23 protein-coding genes are annotated in these 19,280 nt (G+C 72.5%); 12 read left to right on the top strand and 11 right to left on the bottom strand.

The features are described 5' to 3' along the window. Positions 1-30: 30 nt before the first annotated feature. Both AC0680_RS16720 and ygfZ read left to right on the top strand, forming a co-directional pair. Positions 31-468 (top strand): Fur family transcriptional regulator, encoded by a 438-nt coding sequence (locus tag AC0680_RS16720; RefSeq protein WP_478629033.1) that lies wholly within the window; start codon positions 31-33, stop codon positions 466-468. A gap of 31 nt (positions 469-499) precedes the next feature. Further along, the gene (ygfZ, locus tag AC0680_RS16715) at positions 500-1,483 is read left to right on the top strand and encodes a CAF17-like 4Fe-4S cluster assembly/insertion protein YgfZ (RefSeq protein ID WP_478629032.1); all 984 of its coding nucleotides are present in this window, start codon (positions 500-502) and stop codon (positions 1,481-1,483) included. 113 nt (positions 1,484-1,596) lie between these two features. On the opposite strand, the gene dtd is transcribed toward ygfZ, so the two are convergent. After that, positions 1,597-2,022 carry a D-aminoacyl-tRNA deacylase gene (dtd, locus tag AC0680_RS16710; RefSeq protein WP_468977144.1) on the bottom strand — a complete coding sequence of 142 codons (426 nt, stop codon included), beginning with the start codon at positions 2,020-2,022 and terminating at the stop codon, positions 1,597-1,599. Positions 2,023-2,422: 400 nt separating this feature from the next. Here dtd and AC0680_RS16705 point away from each other — a divergent pair, with 400 nt between their 5' ends. The 4 genes from AC0680_RS16705 (at position 2,423) to AC0680_RS16690 (ending at position 5,544) form a co-directional block, all read left to right on the top strand. Continuing rightward, on the top strand, positions 2,423-2,968 hold the full coding sequence (locus AC0680_RS16705) for an RsiG family protein (protein WP_384425609.1): 546 nt from the start codon (positions 2,423-2,425) through the stop codon (positions 2,966-2,968). Between the two features lie 54 nt (positions 2,969-3,022). Beyond that, entirely contained in the window at positions 3,023-4,048 is a 1,026-nt protein-coding gene (locus AC0680_RS16700; protein ID WP_478629029.1) for an asparaginase, read from the top strand. Between the two features lie 284 nt (positions 4,049-4,332). Continuing rightward, positions 4,333-4,764 carry an ankyrin repeat domain-containing protein gene (locus tag AC0680_RS16695; RefSeq protein WP_478629027.1) on the top strand — a complete coding sequence of 144 codons (432 nt, stop codon included), beginning with the start codon at positions 4,333-4,335 and terminating at the stop codon, positions 4,762-4,764. A gap of 213 nt (positions 4,765-4,977) precedes the next feature. Further along, positions 4,978-5,544, top strand: a complete 567-nt coding sequence (locus AC0680_RS16690) for an NADPH-dependent FMN reductase (protein WP_478629025.1) — start codon at positions 4,978-4,980, stop codon at positions 5,542-5,544. Positions 5,545-5,599: 55 nt separating this feature from the next. Here the strand turns inward: AC0680_RS16690 and AC0680_RS16685 are convergent, their stop codons facing one another. Continuing rightward, entirely contained in the window at positions 5,600-6,205 is a 606-nt protein-coding gene (locus tag AC0680_RS16685; protein WP_478629022.1) for a TetR/AcrR family transcriptional regulator, read from the bottom strand. A 138-nt stretch (positions 6,206-6,343) separates the two neighbouring features. On the opposite strand from AC0680_RS16685, the gene AC0680_RS16680 reads away from it, so the two are divergent. Beyond that, positions 6,344-6,757 carry a VOC family protein gene (locus tag AC0680_RS16680; protein ID WP_478629021.1) on the top strand — a complete coding sequence of 138 codons (414 nt, stop codon included), beginning with the start codon at positions 6,344-6,346 and terminating at the stop codon, positions 6,755-6,757. Between the two features lie 91 nt (positions 6,758-6,848). Here AC0680_RS16680 and AC0680_RS16675 read toward each other — a convergent pair whose 3' ends face one another. The 3 genes from AC0680_RS16675 to AC0680_RS16665 form a co-directional block, all read right to left on the bottom strand. Continuing rightward, positions 6,849-7,745: a class I SAM-dependent methyltransferase gene (locus tag AC0680_RS16675; RefSeq protein ID WP_478629020.1), complete on the bottom strand. Its 897-nt coding sequence runs from the start codon at positions 7,743-7,745 to the stop codon at positions 6,849-6,851. A gap of 67 nt (positions 7,746-7,812) precedes the next feature. Then, positions 7,813-8,226, bottom strand: coding sequence for a VOC family protein (locus AC0680_RS16670; protein ID WP_478629017.1), 414 nt, complete (start codon positions 8,224-8,226; stop codon positions 7,813-7,815). A 246-nt stretch (positions 8,227-8,472) separates the two neighbouring features. Beyond that, positions 8,473-9,465, bottom strand: a complete 993-nt coding sequence (locus AC0680_RS16665) for an aldo/keto reductase (RefSeq protein WP_478629015.1) — start codon at positions 9,463-9,465, stop codon at positions 8,473-8,475. Between the two features lie 368 nt (positions 9,466-9,833). Here AC0680_RS16665 and AC0680_RS16660 point away from each other — a divergent pair, with 368 nt between their 5' ends. Continuing rightward, a complete protein-coding gene (locus AC0680_RS16660) occupies positions 9,834-10,715 on the top strand; it encodes a putative protein N(5)-glutamine methyltransferase (protein ID WP_478629013.1) in 882 nt (293 codons plus the stop codon). Positions 10,716-10,760: 45 nt separating this feature from the next. Here AC0680_RS16660 and AC0680_RS16655 read toward each other — a convergent pair whose 3' ends face one another. From AC0680_RS16655 to AC0680_RS16645, 3 genes are all read right to left on the bottom strand, one after another. After that, positions 10,761-11,225 carry an SRPBCC family protein gene (locus AC0680_RS16655; RefSeq protein WP_478629010.1) on the bottom strand — a complete coding sequence of 155 codons (465 nt, stop codon included), beginning with the start codon at positions 11,223-11,225 and terminating at the stop codon, positions 10,761-10,763. Next, positions 11,213-12,109, bottom strand: coding sequence for an RNA polymerase sigma-70 factor (locus AC0680_RS16650; RefSeq protein WP_478629007.1), 897 nt, complete (start codon positions 12,107-12,109; stop codon positions 11,213-11,215). Before AC0680_RS16650 ends, AC0680_RS16655 begins: the two co-directional genes overlap by 13 nt. A gap of 197 nt (positions 12,110-12,306) precedes the next feature. Then, a complete protein-coding gene (locus AC0680_RS16645; protein ID WP_478629006.1) occupies positions 12,307-13,476 on the bottom strand; it encodes an FAD-dependent oxidoreductase in 1,170 nt (389 codons plus the stop codon). Between the two features lie 281 nt (positions 13,477-13,757). On the opposite strand from AC0680_RS16645, the gene AC0680_RS16640 reads away from it, so the two are divergent. Continuing rightward, the gene (locus AC0680_RS16640; protein WP_478629005.1) at positions 13,758-14,363 is read left to right on the top strand and encodes a TetR/AcrR family transcriptional regulator; all 606 of its coding nucleotides are present in this window, start codon (positions 13,758-13,760) and stop codon (positions 14,361-14,363) included. A 68-nt stretch (positions 14,364-14,431) separates the two neighbouring features. Here AC0680_RS16640 and AC0680_RS16635 read toward each other — a convergent pair whose 3' ends face one another. The 3 genes from AC0680_RS16635 to AC0680_RS16625 all read right to left on the bottom strand — a co-directional run bounded on the left by AC0680_RS16635 (position 14,432) and on the right by AC0680_RS16625 (position 17,482). Further along, positions 14,432-15,385, bottom strand: a complete 954-nt coding sequence (locus AC0680_RS16635) for an SDR family NAD(P)-dependent oxidoreductase (RefSeq protein WP_478629004.1) — start codon at positions 15,383-15,385, stop codon at positions 14,432-14,434. Positions 15,386-15,616: 231 nt separating this feature from the next. Beyond that, positions 15,617-16,483 (bottom strand): class I SAM-dependent methyltransferase, encoded by an 867-nt coding sequence (locus AC0680_RS16630; protein WP_478629003.1) that lies wholly within the window; start codon positions 16,481-16,483, stop codon positions 15,617-15,619. Between the two features lie 120 nt (positions 16,484-16,603). Then, entirely contained in the window at positions 16,604-17,482 is an 879-nt protein-coding gene (locus AC0680_RS16625; RefSeq protein ID WP_478629002.1) for a GNAT family N-acetyltransferase, read from the bottom strand. A 169-nt stretch (positions 17,483-17,651) separates the two neighbouring features. Between AC0680_RS16625 and AC0680_RS16620 the strand changes: the two genes are divergently transcribed. The 3 genes from AC0680_RS16620 to AC0680_RS16610 all read left to right on the top strand — a co-directional run bounded on the left by AC0680_RS16620 (position 17,652) and on the right by AC0680_RS16610 (position 19,249). Continuing rightward, positions 17,652-18,095: a helix-turn-helix domain-containing protein gene (locus AC0680_RS16620; protein WP_478629001.1), complete on the top strand. Its 444-nt coding sequence runs from the start codon at positions 17,652-17,654 to the stop codon at positions 18,093-18,095. A 33-nt stretch (positions 18,096-18,128) separates the two neighbouring features. Beyond that, entirely contained in the window at positions 18,129-18,749 is a 621-nt protein-coding gene (locus tag AC0680_RS16615; RefSeq protein ID WP_478628999.1) for a hypothetical protein, read from the top strand. A 155-nt stretch (positions 18,750-18,904) separates the two neighbouring features. Then, positions 18,905-19,249: a DUF2516 family protein gene (locus AC0680_RS16610; RefSeq protein ID WP_478629291.1), complete on the top strand. Its 345-nt coding sequence runs from the start codon at positions 18,905-18,907 to the stop codon at positions 19,247-19,249. The last annotated feature ends 31 nt before the right edge of the window (positions 19,250-19,280 follow it).

Genomic DNA, 19,280 nt, shown 5'->3' with positions numbered 1-19,280 from the left:
CGCCCGCGCCCGGCCTCCTACACTGGCGGTGTGGTGACCACCGACTGGCAGAGCGACCTCCGCAGGCGCGGCTACCGCCTGACCCCGCAGCGTCAGCTCGTGCTGGAGGCTGTGGACAGGCTGGAGCACGCCACCCCGGACGACATCCTCACCGAGGTGCGCAAGACGGCGGGCGGGGTGAACATCTCCACCGTCTACCGGACGCTGGAGCTCCTCGAGGAGCTCGGCCTGGTCAGTCACGCCCACCTCGGGCACGGGGCGCCGACGTACCACCTCGCCGACCGCCACCACCACATCCATCTGGTGTGCCGGGACTGCACGGACGTCATCGAGGCGGACCTGTCGGTGGCCGAGCCGTTCACCGCGACGCTGCGCGAACAATTCGGCTTCGAGACGGACATGAAGCATTTCGCGATCTTCGGGCGTTGCGCCAACTGCCGCACCGCGTCCGAGGAGGGCGACGGCTGAGGCAACCGCCGGCGGGTCGTAGGCTGGCCCCATGCTGCGACAATCACCCGCCAGCCCCCTGCTGTCGCTGCCCGGCGCCGTCCCCGCCGAGGCGCCCGACGAAGGCGTCGCCGCGCACTACGGCGACCTGTTCCGCGAGCAGCGCGCCCTCGCCGACGGCTCCGGCTTCGTGGACCTCTCCCACCGCGGGGTGGTCACCGTCACCGGCCCCGAACGGCTGACCTGGCTGCATCTGCTGCTCACCCAGCACGTCAGCGAACTCCCGCCCGGCCAGGCCACCGAGGCGCTGATCCTCTCCGCGCACGGCCACATCGAGCACGCCGTGTACCTCGTCGACGACGGCGAGACGACCTGGCTGCACACCGAGCCGGGCCGGCAGGAGGCGCTGATCGCCTACCTGGAGAGCATGAAGTTCTTCTACCGGGTCGAGGTCGCCGACCGCACCGCCGAGATCGCCGTGGTGCATCTGCCGGCCGGCTCCATCACCGAGTCCCCCGCGGACACCGTCGTACGCGAGACCGCGCACGGCCGCGACCTGTTCCTGGCGCGCGAGCACCTGGAGTCCTTCGCCGCGGCCGCGGACGGCCCGGCGGTAGGCGTGCTGGCGCTGGAGGCGCTGCGGGTGGAGGCGCACCGCCCGCGCCTGGGCCTGGAGACCGACCACCGCACCATCCCGCACGAACTGGGCTGGATCGGCACCGCCGTCCACCTCCAGAAGGGCTGCTACCGCGGCCAGGAGACCGTCGCCCGCGTCCACAACCTGGGCAAGCCGCCCCGCCGGCTGGTCTTCTTGCACCTGGACGGCAGCGAGGTGCATCTGCCGCCGCACGGCACCCCCGTACGCCTGGCCGCGGACGGCCCGGAGGGCCGCCAGCTCGGCTTCCTCACGACCTCGGCCCGCCACCACGAGCTCGGTCCGATCGCCCTGGCCCTGGTCAAGCGCAACGTCCCGGTGGACGCCGAGCTGATGGCGGGGACCACGGCGGCGGCGCAGGAGGTCGTGGTCGAGCCGTAGGGGACGCCCGGGGCGGGGCGGGGCCGGGGGCCACGCCCCGGGGCTCAGGCTGCTCCCCGCAGGCCGCGCCCCGCAGACCACGGCCTGCCCGCCGCTGACCCGTCGGACGGGCCCTAGACCTCCACCAGCACCGTGAAGGGTCCGTCGTTCGTCAGCGACACCTTCATCTGCGCACCGAAGCGGCCGGTGGCCACCTGGGCGCCCAGCGCCCGCAGCTGGGCGACGACCTCGTCGACCAGCGGCTCGGCCACCGGTCCCGGCGCCGCGGCGTTCCAGGTGGGGCGACGGCCCTTGCGGGCGTCACCGTAGAGAGTGAACTGGCTGATCACCAGCAGCGGCGCCGAAGTGTCCGAGCAGGACTTCTCGCCCTGCAGCATCCGCACCGACCACAGCTTCCGGGCGAGCTGCGCCGCCTTTTGCGGGGTGTCGTCGTGGGTCACGCCCACCAGCACGCACAGGCCCTCCCCCACGATCTCCCCGACCGTCTCGCCCGCCACTTCGACGCGTGCGCCGTCAACTCTCTGCACCACAGCTCGCATACCCGCCATGATGCCGGGCAGGCGGAGCGCTTCGGACAGCCGTGCCCGTACAGGGGCCGTTCGGGTGCCATGGCCCTGCAGAAGGACCGCCCAGAGTGGCACGATGCGTGCACGTGGTGCGTTTCATGGACAACATGCCCTGGACGCGGCACCGGACGAGGGGACGGAACGATTCATGAGCACTCTCGGCGCCGGACAGACACCCGGGCCCGTACCAACCGCCCGTACGACACCGACCGGACGGACACCACCGGCCTCCCCCGCACCAGACCCCGGATCTGCGGTACCCGTCCCACCGGCGCCGCCGGCCGCCTCCACGACGAGCACCACCACCGCACCGACCACCACTACGACCACGGCAGCGGCTCGGGTCGAGCCCGCCGGCACCGAGGACGGCCCCATGCTCCAGGCAGGCCAGGCTCAGCACCCCCGCCCCCCGCAGCAGCGCGACCACTGCCGCCCGGCCGACATTCCCGATCTCTCCGGCCTGGGGCTGCCCGAGCTGCGGGTGGTGCGGCGCGACTCGCAGCAGGAGGAGGCCGATCTGAGCTATCTGCGGCGGCTGCTGCAGGGCCGGATCGACATCCTGCGGGCCGAGATCGCCCGCCGTACCGCGCAGCACTCACCGCTGCTCGACCGGCTGCCGGAGATCCTGACGGACCTGCCGTCCCGGCACCGCTCCTCGGCGCGGCATGTGACGCTGGGCACCCCGCACAGCGAGGAGTACCGCAGGCTGGCCGACGAGATGCTCGGTGACGTGGAGCTGTCCGATCTCACCGCGCGTACGGACCAGGAACTGCACGACGCCATGGGTCGGCTGATTCGCTACGAGCGACAGGTCTCGCAGCGCCGTCAGTCGCTGCAGCGGACCACCGACGAGTGCAGCGCGGAAATCGCCCGCAGGTACCGTGAAGGCGAAGCACAAGTAGACGACCTGCTGTCCTGAACGGGCCACAAGCCTCCGGGCCAGAAGGTCACTCCCCCACCCGGAAGGCCGCCGATGACCTCGTCCTCGCCCACCCCGATCCCCGCGCCGGCCCCGGCGTCCGCCGCTTCGGTGCCTTCCCCGGCCGCCCCGGCTTCTCCGGTCTCTCCCGTCCTCGCCGAGGTCGTGCGTTCCGGTTTCGTCGAGGGCCGGCACCGCGGCTCGCTCGTGGTGCTCGCGGCCGACGGCAGCGTGGAATCGGCGCTGGGCGATGTGGCCGCCCCGGTCTTCCCGCGTTCGTCGAACAAGCCGATGCAGGCGGCGGCGGTGCTGCGGGCGGGCCTGGAGCTGTCCGGTGAGCGGCTGGCGCTGGCCGCCGCGAGCCACTCCGGCGAGGCCTTCCACCTCGATCTCGTGCGCACGATGCTGACCGAGCACGGCCTGACCCCCGACCATCTGCAGACCCCGCCGGACCTGCCGCTGGACCCGGCGGAGGCGGAGGCCTACCTCGCCTCGGGCCGGGTCCGTGACCGCCTCGCCATGAACTGCTCGGGCAAGCACACCGCGATGCTGGCCGCCGCCGCGCTCAACGGCTGGCCGCTGGCGTCGTACCTCGACCAGGACCATCCGCTGCAGCAGCTGGTGGCCGAGGGCGTGCGCAGCGCCAGCGGCGAGGACGTCGCCCACATCGGCACCGACGGCTGCGGCGCGCCGCTTCTCTCGCTCTCCCTGACCGGCCTGGCCCGCGCCTTCCGGCACTTCGTTCTGGCCGAGCCGGGCACCCCGGAGCGGCGGGTGGCGGACGCGATGCGCGCCCACCCGGAGTACGTCGCCGGCACTCGCCGCCCCGACACCTGGCTGATGCAGGCGCTGCCCGGCACCCTGTCGAAGATGGGCGCCGAGGCCGTGCAGGCACTGGCCCTCCCGGACGGCCGCGCCGTGGCCTTCAAGATCGACGACGGCGCCACCCGCACCCTCGGCCCGATCCTGGCCCGCACCCTGCGCCAGATGGGCATCGACTCCCCCGTACTGTCCCGCCTGGAGGACGCACCACTGCTGGGCGGCGGCGTACGAGTGGGCGAGATCCGAGCGGCGTTCTGAGGGAGGGCACAGGCGGGCGTCCGTCCGGACCGGATCACCCGGCCCGCGCCGGAATACCGCCCACACCCACCACGTTGTGGACCCACAGGGGGCCGTCGCGCCCCCTACGGGATCTGTTCGCCCAGCCCGTAGGGCCCCTCGGGCCGAACATGGCCGGGAGCCGTCGGCAGACGGGCAACTCCCGGCCACCATCGGCCCCGCGACCGCTGCCGCGACGGCCATGGCCTGCATAAAGTGGCGATGACAGTGCACGCACCATCCACCACAGCAGGAGGCCGGCGACCATGAGCGACGCGAATCCCGAGCCGCAGGGACCCGAGGCGATCGAGCACGCGCACGACCCCGAGGTGCTGCAGCTCGCGGCGAAGGTCTTCGACCTGGCACGGCACGGTGACACCGACACCGTCGCCGCGTACGTGGACGCGGGTGTCCCCGCCAACCTGGCGAACGACAGGGGCGACTCCCTGGTGATGCTGGCCGCCTACCACGGCCACGCCGCCACCGCGGAGGCCCTGTTGCAGCGCGGCGCCGACGTCGACCGCACCAACGACCGCGGCCAGACCCCGCTGGCCGGAGCGGTGTTCAAGGGCGAGGACGAGGTCGTCAAGGTGCTGATCGCGCACGGCGCGGACCCGTCGGCCGGCGCGCCCTCGGCGATCGAGACGGCCCGGATGTTCGAGAAGACGGAACTGCTGAAGCTGTTCGGGGCGCAGTGAACCGGCGGGCGGGCGCCCGTGACGGCGGGCGAGGGGCGCCCGTGACGGCAGGTAAATGACACCTGCGGTGAGGGGCGAGCGGCGCTCGTCATGGCGGCTGAACAAGGTTTCCGTGGCGCTTGACCTCAAGTCTGCTTGAGGTCCTAGCGTCGGGTTTCGGCGACGGTGACACCGCCGTCCGCCGCTCACCCGCCACGCCACGAAGGGCCACACATGTCCGAGCACCGCTACCGCCTCGCAGTGATCGTCGGCAGCACCCGGGAGCGCCGGTTCGCACCCGTCATCGCGAACTGGTTCACCCGGCACGCCGAGAGCCACGCCCACATCGACGTGGACGTCGTCGACCTGGACACCGTCCGCCCGTACGAACTCCGCCACGGCAGCGAGGAGTTCGAGTCGTTCGCCAAGCGCGTCGACGAGGCGGACGCCTTCGTCGTGATCACCCCCGAGTACAACCACTCCTTCCCGGCCCCGCTCAAGCACGCCATCGACCTGCTGCACCCCCAGTGGCAGGCCAAGCCGGTCGGCTTCGTCTCGTACGGCGGGATCTCCGGCGGGCTCCGCGCCGTCGAGCAACTGCGGCTGGTCTTCGCCGAGTTGCACGCCACGACGGTGCGCGAGACGGTGAGCTTCGCGTTCGCCGGCAACCTCTTCGACGACGCCGGCCGGCTGCACGACCCGGCCCCCGTCGCACAGGCCGCCGACGCCCTGCTCCACCAGCTGACCTGGTGGGCCGTGGCCCTCCGCGAGGCCCGTACGGCCCGCCCTTACGGCGCCTGAGGCGCGGACACGCCCTGGCCGCGCCACCCCGGGACGTCGGCGACGGGCGACACCCCTACGGGGAGACCTCCTGGTCCCCCGCGCCGTCCTGCGCGGCGATCGCACGGTCGACGAGCGCCGAGATCAGGCCGTCGGTCTCCTCGACCGGGACCACTCCAGGCAGCGTGAGCTGCTCGAGCATCAGCCCGGTCATCGCGAGATAGATCAGCGTCACGCCGGTACGGTCCCCCGGCAGCCCGCTCTCCAGGTGGAAGCGGAGGTCGTCGTCGAGCGTCGTCCGGATCGCCCGGACCATCTCCACCTGCAGTTCGGGGCGCCGGGTCGCCTCCAGGCGCAACTCCAGCATCGCCAGATAGCCGGTGCGGTTCTCGGCCACCCGGCGGTTGAGCCAGCTCAGCAGCTCGACGACCAGCGCCCGGCTCGGCGGCGCCGCCATCACCTCGGCGACCTCGTCCGGGTCGGGCGCGATGCGCTGGTGGATCTGCCCGGTGACCTGGCCCAGCAGGTCGTCCCGGTTGGCGAAGTAGTTGGAGGCGGTGCCCTTGGGCACGCCCGCGGCCTCGTCGACGGCCCGGAAGGTCAGCCCGCGCGAACCGTCCCGCGCCAGCACCTCGATCGCGGCATCCACCAGCGCCGCCCGCCGCTCCGGGTTACGCACCATGTCGTCCACCTCGCACCATGCCGTCCGCACTCCTTCCGAGCATTCCCAGAAAACGACTTGCAACCACTACAGGCAGAGTACTACAACTGGAGTTGTTGCCGCGGCCGGACCGGCCGACCGCGAACGGAGAGGACCACCATGCGCTTCGCCAAGCTCGGAACCGCCCTGCTCACCGACGATGTCGCCGTCAGCACCCGCTTCTACGCCGACCACTTCGGCTTCCGCCCGCTGGCGGAACTGGACTGGTACTCCAGCCTCCAGCACCCCCAGCACCCCGAATTCACCCTGGACTTCGTCCAGCGCGGCCATGAGTCCATGCCCGAGGGCTTTCGCACTCAGGACACCGGCGGCATCGTGATCGCCTTCCTCGTGGAGGACGCGGCGGCCGAGGAGGCCGCACTGCGCGCCAAGGGTGTGCCGATCGCCGAACCGGTACGCGACGAGCCGTGGGGCCAGCGCCGTTTCAACGTCTGGGGGCCCGAGGGCGCCCTGATCGAGGTACTGCAGATCATCGACCCCGACCCGGAGTGGATGGCCGCCCAGGGCCTGTGAACGAGGCCGTGACCGGTGAACGAGGCCGGGACCGTGGCCGGTGCACGGGACCGGAAGGCCCCACCCCCGGCCCCGCCCGCCGGCGCCCGGCTCAACGAGGCGCCGGCCCCTGGCCGCCCGGGGCACCCGGCGCCCGCCCACCCCGGAGGCCGCCGTCCCGCCGCACCGCCGTGGCGATGTGCACCCGCATCGCGCACGGGATCCGCCCGTCCGGCAGTGCGGACGCCGCCGTCTCCGCCTCGAAGCGCCCCCGTAGCTCCGCCGTGACCGCGGGATCGAGCGGCCCGAGGTCGTAGATGCCGCCCACCGTCGCCCAGACCCGCTCCGGCGACCCGGTCAGATCGATCCGTACGGTCTCCCACTCCGCGGGGCCGAATCCGGCCGGGCCGAACACCGCGTCGAACCCCTCGTGGGTCCGCAGCCGCCGGTCCCCGAGCGGCGGTATCCGCTCCCCCTCGGGCGCCGCCTCGAACCGCGGCTTGGCCAGCCGCAGAAACGTCTCGTACGCCTCCCCGCCGGCTGCGCCGCCCCCCAGCACGACGGCCAGCGTGCCCCCCGGCGCCAGCACCCGCGCGACCTCGGCCGCGACCCGTTCCGCATCGCTCATCAGCATCAGCGCCATATGGGACACACAGCCGTCGAACCGGCCGTCCGGGAAGGGCAGTTGCTGTGCGCGCCCGAGGCGCAGATCGGCCCGGTCGAGACCCGGACGCCGACGTGCGAGCGCCAGTTCCTCCGGGGACAGGTCGAGCCCCGCCAGCGCGGAGGCCGCCCGGCCGGGGCCCGGGCCGCGGGCGGCAAGGAGTTCCAGCAGCAGCCCGTCGCCGCAGCCCAGGTCCAGCACCCGCCGGCACGCCGCCACCCGGTCCCGGAGGATCTCGTAACTCGACCGGCCGTCCCCGGCCCGCCCGTGGGCCATCGCCCGCACGGTCACCGCCGGACGAGCGGCGTGGAAGGTTCGCAGAAAGTCTTCCTGAGGCGTCGTCATCCACCAGACCCTAGGAGAGCCCGCCGGCATCCGGCTGCCGTCCGGAAACATCGACCGGGGGGGCGCCTCAGACCTCCTCGGGCCGCTCCTGCAGTGCCCAGCCGTTTCCGTCCGGGTCGTTGAAGTAGACGAACGAGTTCCAGGCCCCACCGGGGCCGTCGGCCATCGCTCCGTCCTCGACGTGCTGCACGGGGCTGACCGGGACGCCCCGTCCGACCAGCTGCGCACGGGCCGCGGCGATGTCGGAGACCACGAGCTGCAGCCCCTGCACCGAACCGGGCGGCACCCGTGTGACGCCGGCACCGCTCCCGATGACGATCGAGCAGCCCGATCCCGGCGGCGTCAGCTGCACGATGCGCACCCCGCCGTCGCCGACGCAGACGTCGTGGTCCACGGCGAAGCCCAGCTGCTCGCTGTAGAAGTGCTTCGCCCGCTCCACATCGGACACCGGAACCGGCACCAGTTCGAGCTTCCAGTCCATGGCGCGCCGTCCTTCCGCACGGGCGGCGGCCCCTGCCCGGGCCGCCGTCACCACCGGCCTTGTCGCGCTGCAAAGAGTCTAGGGAGGGGAGGCTGATACCCGCATCCTGTGCGCCGCCGAGGCCGTGGGCACGGACCATGCCATGCCGCCTACCGCGATCCCGCCCCTCGGCCTCCTCACCGGACCCACCCGCCCCCATGGCCCCACCCCTCCCCTTCTCGGGGCCGTCTTCTCGGGCCGTCAGCCTCAGCCGTCGACGAACGTCAAGCTCACCTCGTCGTAACGGGTCCCGGCTACTCCGGCCGCGGGGGCCGCGGCGTCGATGGCGGCGAGTTCGTCGGCGGACAGTTCGACGGCGAGTGCGCCGAGGTTCTCCTCCAGGTACTTCTGCCGACGCGTGCCGGGGATCGGCACGACATCGTCTCCTCGGTACTGGACCCAGGCCAGCGCGAGTTGTCCGGCGCTGACGCCCTTCTGCGCGGCGAGCTCGTTCAGCTTGCCGACGATGGCCAGGTTCTGTTCGAGGTTGCCGTCGGCGAAGCGGGGCTGGGTCCGCCGGACGTCGGACTCCGCCAGCCCCTGCACCGAGGTGTACTGCCCGGTCAGGAAGCCCCGGCCGAGGGGCGAGAACGGCACCAGGCCGATGCCGAGTTCACGGCACACCGGCGCGATCTCCTGCTCCAGGTCACGGGTCCACAGCGACCACTCGCTCTGCAGCGCGGCGATCGGATGCACCGCGTGCGCCCGCCGCAGCGTCGCCGCGCTCGCCTCGGACAATCCGAGGTGCCGCACCTTGCCGGCCGCGACGAGCTCGGCCATCGCCCCGACGGTCTCCTCGATCGGGGTACGGGGATCGACGCGGTGCTGGTAGTAGAGGTCGATGTGGTCGACCCCGAGCCGGCGCAGCGACGCGTCGCAGGCCTGCCGTACGAAGGCGGCGTCACCCCGGATCGCGGTCGGCTCGCCGAGCCGGTTGGCGAACCCGAACTTGGTCGCCAGCACCACCTCGTCGCGCCGCCCCGCGACGGCCCGGCCGATCAGCTCTTCGTTGTGTCCCGCACCGTAGAAATCGGAGGTGTCCAGCAGGCTGACGCCGAGGTCGAGCGCCCGGTTGATGGTCGCGATCGACTGCTCGTCGTCCGATTCCCCGTAGCCGTGGCTCATCCCCATGCAGCCGAGCCCCTGCGCGGAAACCACCAGGTCACCGAGCTTGCGCGAAGGAATGTTGGTCGTGGTCATGCTGCGCTACCTCCTGGGCCGGGCCTTTCCCGGAGTCCCCTTCGGGACGGTATTCATTGGAGCGCACTCGAAGTCAACGACACCTGGATTGCAGGTTGCTGTCAGGGCGAGGCGCCCGTTCGGCACCGGTCGGCGCGGTCGCCCCGTCCTCCGCCTCCCCCGCCCCGCCCTGCCCCACCCCCTTATCTGCCCCCGCCCCAGGTCAGGTACTGTTGCGTGCCAGTAGTGGACCGACCGAGGAGGTGAGACCGATACCCCGCCAGAGCAGGCAGGCGCTTTCGTCTCACGCCCGTACGGCCCACCCGGTGCAGGTGACCGTCCGGCACGCGTGACCCGGTAAGCGCCCTCGGCGCCCCGAAAGGGCTCACATGTCGTCATCTCAGAAGTCACCGCCCGCGCAGTCGTCACCTCTCACCTCCGCACAGTCGCCATCTCCCGCCCCCGGGCACGTGGCACCGCTCCCCCGCTCCGCCGTCGTCGCCAGGCTGCGCGCAGCCGGCTGCGTCTTCGCCGAGGACGAGGCGGAGCTGCTCGTCTCCGCGGCGCGTACGCCGGACGAACTCGCCGTCATGGTGGAGCGGCGGGTGATCGGCCTGCCGCTTGAACACGTCGTCGGCTGGGCGGAGTTCCGCGGTCTGCGGGTCGCCGTCGACCCCGGTGTCTTCGTGCCGCGCCGCCGCACCGAGTTCCTCGTGGGGCGGGCCGTGGAGCTCGGCCGCCGGGCCACCGGCCGCACCCGGCGCCCCCTCGTCGCCGTCGACCTGTGCTGCGGCTCCGGCGCGGTGGGTGCCGCGCTGGCCGCCGGCCTGGAACGGGTCGAGTTGTCCGCGGCCGACATCGAGCCCGCGGCGGTGCGCTGCGCCCGCCGCAACATCGCCGCCGTGGGCGGTGAGGTCTACGAGGGCGACCTCTTCGACCCGCTGCCGGCCGCCCTGCGGGGGCGTATCGACATCCTGGTGGCCAACGTCCCCTACGTACCGTCCGAAGAGGTCGGGCTGCTGCCCCCGGAGGCACGTGATCACGAGCCGCTGGTGGCGCTCGACGGCGGTGCGGACGGGCTCGACGTGCTCCGGCGGGTGACCGCGGCCGCCCCGCGGTGGCTGGCGCCGGGCGGCCATCTGCTGGTCGAGACGAGCGAGCGCCAGGCGCCGCGGGCCGTCGAGGCCTTCACCCACGACGGACTGCTCGCCCGGGTGGAGGCCTCCGACGAGCTGTACGCCACGATCGTGGTCGGGACCCGCCCGGCCTGAACGGCGGGGCGGGGCCGGTCTCCGCCCGTCGGCACATAGCCGCCGTCAGGCTCGCCTCCGGTCGGGGTGCCGGGCCAGCGCGGCATCGGCGGTGTCGAGGATGTTGCGGAACGTGCGGGTGATGACCGGTCGTGCGAGGCGCCGGGTGAGGAAGGCGCCGAGCAGCGGGACCGGGATCTCGGCGCGGGTGGTCCAGCACACGTGGGTGCCGCCGTCGACCTCGGTGAACGTCATCCGGCCGAGTTCGTGCCGGGACGGCGGCAGGCTGCGTTCGACGACGTACTCGGTGGCGTACGGCGGGTCGTACCGGGTGATGCGTTCCCGGAACCAGCCGATGAGCCAGAGGTGGTTGCGTACCGCGCCGACCCCGTAGGGCGCGGCCGCGCCGTGCCGGGTCAGACGGCAGCGCAGGATCAGCGGCGACGCCGTGTAGTTGGTGGTCGTGGTCAGCCAGGCGAACACGTCCTCGATCGGGGCGTCGATGACGCGCTCGACGGTCATGGTTTCCACGGCTGGTGGCCTCCTCTGTCGAGTGGGAGCACCGCCTCGGCGCGGTGCAGCTTGTCCGGGTTGCGGATGCCGTAGAGGCCGGTGATCCGTCCGTCGTGGATCTCGAACGCGACCAGCCAGTCGAGTTCGCCGTCGGTGACGAACCGGGCCGCGGGCATGCCGTTGTAGGTGGCGTGCTCGATACGGGTGGCGGCGGTGGTGGTGCGCAGCACGCCGAGGACGAAGCGGGCGACCTCGGTACGGCCGGTGATCGGGCGGCGGGCGGCGACCACCTTCCCGCCGCCGTCGGAGATCTGCACGACGTCGGGGGCCAACAGGTCCATCAGGGCCTGGACTTCGCCGGTCGTCGCCGCGAGCAGGAACCGCTGGACGACCTCGCGGGCGGCATCGGAGTCGGGCTCGAAGCGGCGGCGGCGCGCGTGGACGTGCCGGCGTGCGCGGTGGGCGATCTGCCGGACGGTGACCTCGGTCCTGCCGACCGAGGCGGCGATCTCGCCGTGGGTGTAGCCGAACACCTCGTGCAGTACGAAGACCGCGCGTTCGGTCGGGTTCAGCGTCTCCAGGACGAGCATCATGGCCATCGACACCGACTCGGCCAGGATCGTGTCGTCGCTCACGTCGGGCGCGGTGCGGATCGGCTCGGGCAGCCACGGGCCGACGTAGTCCTCGCGCCGCGCCCTGACCGTGCGCAGGTGGTTGAGGGCCTGCCGGGTCACCACGCGGACCAGGTAGGCGCGCGGATGCTCGACCGTGGCCGGATCGACCGCGCTCCACCGCAGATAGCTCTCCTGCAGCACGTCCTCGGCGTCGGCGGCGCTGCCCAGCATCTCGTAGGCGATGGTGAACAGCAGTGGACGGTGTTCGGTGAAGTCGTCCTCAGCCATGGCCCGCCCCCGCCATGAGCATGCGTTCGTACCGCGGCATCACACCCGGCTCCTCTCCTCGGACGCCCATCGAGACACCCCGCACCGGTAAACCGTGACAGCCCGCCGGTGTGATTCAGTTCACGGCGCCGCCCGATGGGGCCGAGCGCCACCACCTCCCTTCGCAGGAACGCGGGGCGACGCACCGCCCGCCGGACTCAAGCGGTGTGCGCGGGCCGGGAGTCGGGCGGCGTGTCGGCCGGCCAGAGGGTGTCGGGGAAGGCGGCCTCGTCGGAGTCGGTGTCGGGCATGAGGGTGGCGAGCAGCTGCCGGGCGGTCTTCGCGTTGTCGACGGCGCGGGGCAGCATGACGCTTTCGTAGGCGTCGAGTGCCGCGTCGACGGTGGGGTGGCCGATGACGGCCTGGGCGAGTTCGGCGCCGTCGAGCAGGGCGAGGTTGGCGCCGACGCCGACGGGCGGCATCAGGTGGGCGGCGTCGCCGAGCAGGGTGACGCCGGCAACGCGCTGCCAGGTGTGCGGAACGGGGAGGACGAACATCGGCCGGTTGAGGAAACCGCCCTCGTTGTCGCGCAGGATCTCCAACAGGCTCTCGTGCCAGCCCTGGTACTGGGCGAGGAGGCGGACGCGTACGGATTCGGTGTCCGCGAGGTCGAGGCCGGCGTGCCAGTCCTGGGGGCCGCGGAAGGTGATGTAGACGCGCACGTGTCCGTTGCTGTTGCGCTGCATCACCAGGCTGCGGCGGCCCGCCTTGGCGGACATGGTGCCGCGGCCGACCAGATGGGCGATGCCGGGGTGGCGGTGGTCGACGTCGTCGAAGTGGGTTTCCACCATCGTGACGCCGGCGTAGGCGGGCCGGGCGTCGGAGAGCGCGGGCCGCACCCGGGACCAGGCGCCGTCGGCGCCGACGACCAGGTCGAAGTCCTCGGTGGTGCGGTCGTGGTGGTGCAGGCGGGCGGCGCCGTTCGGTAGCGGGGTGGCGGCCCGTACGGAGTGGCCCCAGCGGACCGTGCCGGGGGCGAGGGAGTCCAGCAGGAGGGTGCGCAGCTGGCCGCGGTCGATCTCGGGTCTGCTCAGATCGCCCTCGTCGGCCCGGTCGTGGCGTATCAGGGTCGCGTGGCGGTCGAACAGGCGCCACTCCTGGCTTTCGGGCCGGGACAGGGCGAGGAACCGGTCGAACAGTCCGGCCGCGCGCAGGGCGACCTGACCGGTGTCCTCGTGGATGTCGAGGGTGCCGCCCTGGGCGCGGGTGTGGGGGTCGGCCTCCTGCTCGAGGACCGTGACCGGTACGCCGTGCCGCTGCAGGACGCGTGCGCAGACGAGGCCGCCGAGTCCGGCGCCGACGATCGCGATGCGGGGAGTGGTGGACATGAGGGTCACGCTCCGTTCCACGGATCAAGAGAGGGCGAAGAGAGTGCTGGCGAAGGAGTGCTTACGCAGGAAGTGCTTACGCAGGGAGTGCTGACGCAGGAAGTGCTGACGAAGCGGGTGCTGACGCATCGGGGGCCGAAGGGCGTCCCGGGGTCCGGCAGCCGAGTCCCGGTCAGGTGCGCCCACCCACAGAAACACAGTCGCTCGAAAAGTACAACTGCTCCGACTTTCCATCCGATCGTCTTTACGATCGAATCCCCTCAAGGGGGTAGGGTGGGGGCATGGCCGAGACGACGACAGGGCGCCGCGAGCGCAAGAAGGCCCGGACCAGGCAGGCCCTGGCGGATGCCGCGGTGCGCCTGTTCACCGAGCGCGGCTTCGACGACGTCGGCGTACGCGAGGTGGCGGAAGCGGCCGACGTCTCGCTGAGCACGCTCTTCAAGCACTTCCCCAGCAAGGAAGCCCTCGTCTTCGACCTGGACGCGGACGTCGAGAGCGCGCTGGTCGCCGCCGTCCGCGACCGGGCCCCCGGCCGGTCCGTGCTGCACGCCCTGCGCGACCACATGGTGCGTACCCGTACCGCCGTCCGGACCGACGACCCCACGTTCGTCCTCGTCGAATCCACTCCCGCGCTGCGGGACTACGCCCGGCGCATGTGGTCGCGCCATGAGAAGGCACTGGCCGCCGCCCTCGCCGAGGCCACCGGGCTCGCCCCGGACGCCCCCGCGGTCACCGCCCTGGCACGCTTCACCCTGGAAGCCCCCGGCATCGCCCGTGCCGGCGAGGACCCGGCCCGGACCATGCGCGAGGTGTTCGACCTGCTGGAAGACGGCTGGGGCGGCACCCCGCTGGCACGGCAGGAAGAGCGCCCGGGCAAGGGCGGGTGACCGCGACCGGACGCCGCATCACGCGCACCGCCGGAAGGGCGACGCCACGCGCCACTTGGAGGGCCGCCTCACACGCCACCGGCGCACGGGTCGATGCCGGTCAGGTCGCAGCTCGCGTCCCACAACCGCGCCGCGACCGAGGCGTCGGCGAGCCGGCTCCACACCACTTCCCGTCGGGGCCTGCCGCGCAGGCCGAAGACGCGCGGCCCCCACAGCTCCCCGCCGCGCACGGCGGGGTCGAGCACCGCCCGGACCGCGGGCCGGGCGCCGGCGTGCTTGCCCTGGACGAGGAGCGCGGCGGGCGCCCCGCGCAGCCGCGCACCAGTGGTGCGTATGTGGACCGGCGGCCGTGACGGGGTGAGGGAGTCCAGTGCGCCGCCGGGATGGACCACCACGCTGGCCACCGTGCTGCCGACGGCCCGTAGGCGGCGGTCGAGTTCGAGGCCGAAGTGCATCTGCGCCAATTTGGAGCGGCCGTACGCGCGCGGGGGCCGGTAGTCGTGCCGGGACTGGAGGTCGTCGAGGTCGAGCCGTTCGGACTTCGCCGCGAAGCTGCCCATGGTCACGATGCGGGCCGCCGGCGCGGCCGACAGCAGCGGCAGCAGCCACCGGGTCAGCGCGAAGTGCCCGAGGTGGTTCGTGCCGAACATCAGCTCGTGGCCGTCTGCGGTCTCCCGGCGCGGCGGGTCGTCGAGTGCGACGCCGGCGTTGTGGACCACCGCGTCGAGGCGGTCCACCTCCAGCGATTCCGCCGCCGTCCTCAGCGACGAGAGGTCGGCGAGATCGCACCGCACGGCCCGCACCCGCGCGCCGGACACCCGCGAACGGATCGCGGCCGCGGCACCTTCGGCCTTGGCGGGATTCCGGCTGCCCAGCACGACGGTGGCTCCGGTCGCGGACAACTGCTCCGCGACGAAGTACCCGATGCCGGCGTTGCCGCCGGTGACCAGGAAGACGCTGCCGTCGGCTCGTGGCGGCCGTCGGACGTCCCAGGGCGGGGTGGAGGAGGTCGTGGGCACCATGGGTGGCGGGGCTCCCTTGCAGTGGAGGGCGGCTGCGGCCGCCCCGCGGGCGGCTCGACACCACGGTGCCCGCGGAGACCGACACCTCGCCTACAGACCGTGGACAGCCCCGCCGGACAGCCACAGACCGCCGACAGCCCCGCCGGACAGCCGACATCCCGAGCCGCTGTGGCCGGTGACCGTCACTACGGCTCCGGTGCCCGGCCCGGCCGTCGGGCGGAGTCGCGCCCCCTACTCCGGCCGAACCGCCGTGACGACGTAGTAGTCGAGGACCTGCTCCTCGTAGGCGCGCAGGAAGTTCCGCGGCCAGGTCTCCGGCGCCCACCACCGGCCGAGCCAGAGGTCCCACCCCTGCCAGACGTGCGGCCCGATCGATGCGACGCGGACGTCCGTGAGCCCGGCCGCCACGAGCGCGTCCGCGAGTACGCTCACCGGCCGGGCGATGTCCAGCCCGTTCGCGAACGTGTCCAGCAGCCCCGCGAGTTCCTCGGGCCGGCCGGGCGCGTCGTCCACCGTGAAGAAGCTGGCGACCGCCACCCGGCCCCCCGGTCGCAGCACCCGCGAGGTCTCCGTGACGAAGGCTTCGAGATCCGGGAAGTGCTGAGCGGCCTCCACACTGGTGACGACATCGAACTCGCCGTCCTCGAACGGCATACGCTCCGCGGCCCCCTGGACGAACCGCAACCGTCCCGGTTCCTCCCGCAGCAGATCCGCGTGCGCCGCACGCGCCCGCTGCAGTTGCCGCGGATGGATGTCCATACCGGTCACCGCAGCGGAGCCGTACTCCCGCAGGGTCACCGCGCAGCCCATGCCCAGCCCGCAGCCCACTTCGAGGATCTTCGGCTCCGTCGACTCCGCCGGCTCCGTCGGTTCCCTGCCCAGACCGGCGGCGCCGAGGACATGCCGGTAGAGGTCCTCCTGGCTGCGGACCCGCTCTGCCTCGCCGAGCGGGCGGCCCAGGTCGATGGCGCGCCAGTACCCGAAGTTGATGAACCCACCGGCGAAGATCGGCTCCCCGCTCAGATCGGCCGGACCATACGCCTCCTGCACCATGGGACGCATGGCGGGGAGACCCGATCGCTCAGCACTGTCGGTCATAGTGCCCACCTCCTGAAAACACCTGTCGTGCGGTTCCATTGCCGTCCGTGCCGTCCGCGTCGGCTCATCCTGTGGCCCTGCTGCGGATGTCCTGCGCCCGCGCCGCGAGTTCGCCGCCCTTCAACCGGCTTCGGGGGCGGCAGGTGCGAAGTCGTACGCGGCCCACTCGGTCACCGGGACGTATCCGATGCGTCGGTAGAGGGCGTTGCTGGTGGGGTTGGCAGGGTCCGCGTAGAGCACGACGTCCGTCGCGCCCGCAGCCAGTGCGGCACCGCTGACCTCGACCGTCACGGCGCCCGCGTAGCCGCGGCCCCGGAGGGGGGCCGGGGTGTAGACGGGGTCCACCCGGACCATGCCGGCGATCATCGAGGTCACGGCCGCCATGGAGACGGGAGTGCCGTCCGGCGCCTCCCAGAACGTGAAGTGTCGGTCCGCGAAGCGCGAGCCGGCCCAGGAGCCGGCGTCCACGGCGGGGACTTCTCCGACGGTGTCGCAGAACTCGCCGCACCAGCGCACGATTTGCCCACGGTCCCGCTCGCCCGCGACTCGCCCCCGGCCCTCCGGGAGCGGCTCCGGCGGGGTGAGCGTGCCGAGGCGGTACAGACGGATCCGCTTGCTGAGCGTCGGCGCCGCGCCTGTGTGGCGCTGCCAGGACTCGGCGAAAGCAGTGGCGGTGCGGTGGGCCGCGCTGACGTAGGGGAGAAAGTGCCCGAGGGCGGCCAGGCGGGTGGCGAGGGTGTCGGCGTGCTCGGGGGCGAGGGGGGTGAGGCTCACGCCCCGGGAGGGGAGGCGGTAGCAGACGGCGCGGACCTCGCCGCCGAGCTCCAGTCGGCCGAATATCGGGGGTTCGGCGCCGTATTCGGCCGCCCCGCGCGTTCGCAGTCTCTCGATCACCGTCAGCGGGGTGTTGTGCAGGGCGGGACGCGAGCGCAGGAAGTCCCCGGCTCGGGCGAGGAAGTCGTCGACGTCTTCGGTGAGGTGCCAGCCATCCGGTCGCATCCTTCATGGTTCCCCATGCCGCGGGGGTGCCCCCGCGGTTTTCCGCCAGGGAGGCCGCACCGGGCCGGGCTCGGCCGCCTGCCGGCCGGATCGCTCGGCCCGCTCCCGCCCGAACCACTTTTGCTAGCACTTGCTTGCAATAGTTAGCACGAGGATGCAGTATCGAACCATGGCATCACTCAACGTCGGCAATCTCGGCGAGTTCCTGCGGGAGCAGCGGCGCACGGCGCAGCTGAGCCTGCGGCAGCTCGCGGATGCCGCCGGGGTGTCCAATCCGTATCTCAGCCAGATCGAGCGCGGCTTGCGCAAGCCGAGCGCGGAGATCCTGCAGCAGCTCGCCAAGGCGCTGCGGATATCCGCCGAGACGCTGTACGTCCAGGCCGGGATTCTGGACGAGCGCCGTGGGCTCGACGGGGTCGAGGTGCAGACCGCGATACTCACCGACCCCGCGCTGAACGAGCGGCAAAAGCAGGTCCTGCTGCAGATCTACGAGTCCTTCCGCAAGGAGAACGGGCTGGTCGGCGGCGGCAAGGACGACGCTGCGAGCGGGTCCGGGAACGGGCGCGGCACGGACACCCAGACAGAGGCCGAAGACGGCCCGCACGCCACCTGAGCAACCGATTTCGTTTCCAGGAGGAACCACGTCATGGCCATCAACACCGATGACCTCCGCAAGGCCCTGACCGACACGACCCCGCTGTACGCCCTGGCCGGCACGGTCGACCTGGCCGCCGAGAAGCTCGGCGAGGTGCCGCAGCTCGTCGAGAAGATCAAGGCCGAGGCGCCCAAGCGCTTCGAGTCCGTGCGCAGCACCGACCCCAAGGACGTCCAGGCGCTGGTCGCCAAGCAGGCCAAGGACGCCCAGGAGAAGCTGGCCGAGCTGCTGGACTCGCTCGACGGCGACTTCAAGAAGTTCCGCGACCAGGCGCAGGAGCTCGCGCTGCAGGGCGTGGGCCGGGTCGCCGAGACCGCGGTGCGGGCCCGTGAGGGCTACGAGGAGCTGGCCGAGCGCGGCCGCGGCGCGGTGGCGACCTGGCGCGGCGAGGCCGCCGACCAGGTCGAGGAGCTCGCGGTGGCGATCGAGCCGGAGCCGGCCTCGAAGTCGTCGGCCAAGGCCGGCGCGAAGACCGAGACCGCCAACGGGGCCAAGCCGGAGACCAAGGCCACCCCGTCGACGACCCAGGCCAAGCCCGCCGCCCCGAAGAAGCCGGTGGCGCAGCGCAAGCCGGCGCCGGCGAAGAAGAGCACCCCGCCGTCCGCGAAGTGAGCCGGCGCCCCTTCACGGGGGACGCGGATTCACCGGCCGGGCCGGGCACCCTTGAGGTGCCCGGCCCGTTGTCCGGGTACGGTGGGGCCGCGGCGGGCCGGTGGACGGCCGCGGCCGACGAAGACGACACGACCGGCGAACGGGCGGTGTATGGCGTGCTGATCTACGGGTTCCAGAGCCTTCTGAGCTGGGTGCAGCTCGCCCTGGGCGTCTATGCCGGCGTGATGCTGATCGATGCGGCGGTGCGCCGCGAGGACGCCTACCGCGCCGCGAGCAAGCAGTCCAAGGGCATGTGGCTGATCTTCCTCGCCCTCGCCACGGCGCTGCTGTTCATCCTCCCGCTCATGTCGTTCCTGCCGATCATCGGCGTCATCGCGGTGATCGTCTACACCGTCGACGTGCGGCCGGCGCTGCGGGAGGTCACCGGCGGCGGGCGCGGTCCGCGGCGCGGCGGCTCCAGCTCGGACGGGCCGTACGGGCCCTACAACGGCGGGCGCTGAGCGCCGGACGCGACCCCGGACACGGCGCGGC

The organism is Streptomyces sp. NPDC043738 (assembly GCF_056436545.1).
Note: the sequence above shows the minus strand (reverse complement) of the source record. Positions and strands in the feature narration are given on the sequence as shown.

Coding starts and splice junctions, on each gene's coding strand:
- AC0680_RS16645 (WP_478629006.1), bottom strand. CDS start 13,476: ATGTCCACCACTCCCCGCATCGCGATCGTCGGCGCCGGACTCGGCGGC.
- AC0680_RS16635 (WP_478629004.1), bottom strand. CDS start 15,385: ATGGTGCCCACGACCTCCTCCACCCCGCCCTGGGACGTCCGACGGCCG.
- AC0680_RS16620 (WP_478629001.1), top strand. CDS start 17,652: ATGGCATCACTCAACGTCGGCAATCTCGGCGAGTTCCTGCGGGAGCAG.
- AC0680_RS16660 (WP_478629013.1), top strand. CDS start 9,834: ATGTCGTCATCTCAGAAGTCACCGCCCGCGCAGTCGTCACCTCTCACC.
- AC0680_RS16670 (WP_478629017.1), bottom strand. CDS start 8,226: ATGGACTGGAAGCTCGAACTGGTGCCGGTTCCGGTGTCCGATGTGGAG.
- AC0680_RS16640 (WP_478629005.1), top strand. CDS start 13,758: ATGGCCGAGACGACGACAGGGCGCCGCGAGCGCAAGAAGGCCCGGACC.
- AC0680_RS16705 (WP_384425609.1), top strand. CDS start 2,423: ATGCTCCAGGCAGGCCAGGCTCAGCACCCCCGCCCCCCGCAGCAGCGC.
- AC0680_RS16615 (WP_478628999.1), top strand. CDS start 18,129: ATGGCCATCAACACCGATGACCTCCGCAAGGCCCTGACCGACACGACC.
- dtd (WP_468977144.1), bottom strand. CDS start 2,022: ATGCGAGCTGTGGTGCAGAGAGTTGACGGCGCACGCGTCGAAGTGGCG.
- AC0680_RS16690 (WP_478629025.1), top strand. CDS start 4,978: ATGTCCGAGCACCGCTACCGCCTCGCAGTGATCGTCGGCAGCACCCGG.
- ygfZ (WP_478629032.1), top strand. CDS start 500: ATGCTGCGACAATCACCCGCCAGCCCCCTGCTGTCGCTGCCCGGCGCC.
- AC0680_RS16650 (WP_478629007.1), bottom strand. CDS start 12,109: ATGGCTGAGGACGACTTCACCGAACACCGTCCACTGCTGTTCACCATC.
- AC0680_RS16695 (WP_478629027.1), top strand. CDS start 4,333: ATGAGCGACGCGAATCCCGAGCCGCAGGGACCCGAGGCGATCGAGCAC.
- AC0680_RS16630 (WP_478629003.1), bottom strand. CDS start 16,483: ATGACCGACAGTGCTGAGCGATCGGGTCTCCCCGCCATGCGTCCCATG.
- AC0680_RS16675 (WP_478629020.1), bottom strand. CDS start 7,745: ATGACGACGCCTCAGGAAGACTTTCTGCGAACCTTCCACGCCGCTCGT.
- AC0680_RS16680 (WP_478629021.1), top strand. CDS start 6,344: ATGCGCTTCGCCAAGCTCGGAACCGCCCTGCTCACCGACGATGTCGCC.
- AC0680_RS16665 (WP_478629015.1), bottom strand. CDS start 9,465: ATGACCACGACCAACATTCCTTCGCGCAAGCTCGGTGACCTGGTGGTT.
- AC0680_RS16700 (WP_478629029.1), top strand. CDS start 3,023: ATGACCTCGTCCTCGCCCACCCCGATCCCCGCGCCGGCCCCGGCGTCC.
- AC0680_RS16685 (WP_478629022.1), bottom strand. CDS start 6,205: ATGGTGCGTAACCCGGAGCGGCGGGCGGCGCTGGTGGATGCCGCGATC.
- AC0680_RS16625 (WP_478629002.1), bottom strand. CDS start 17,482: ATGCGACCGGATGGCTGGCACCTCACCGAAGACGTCGACGACTTCCTC.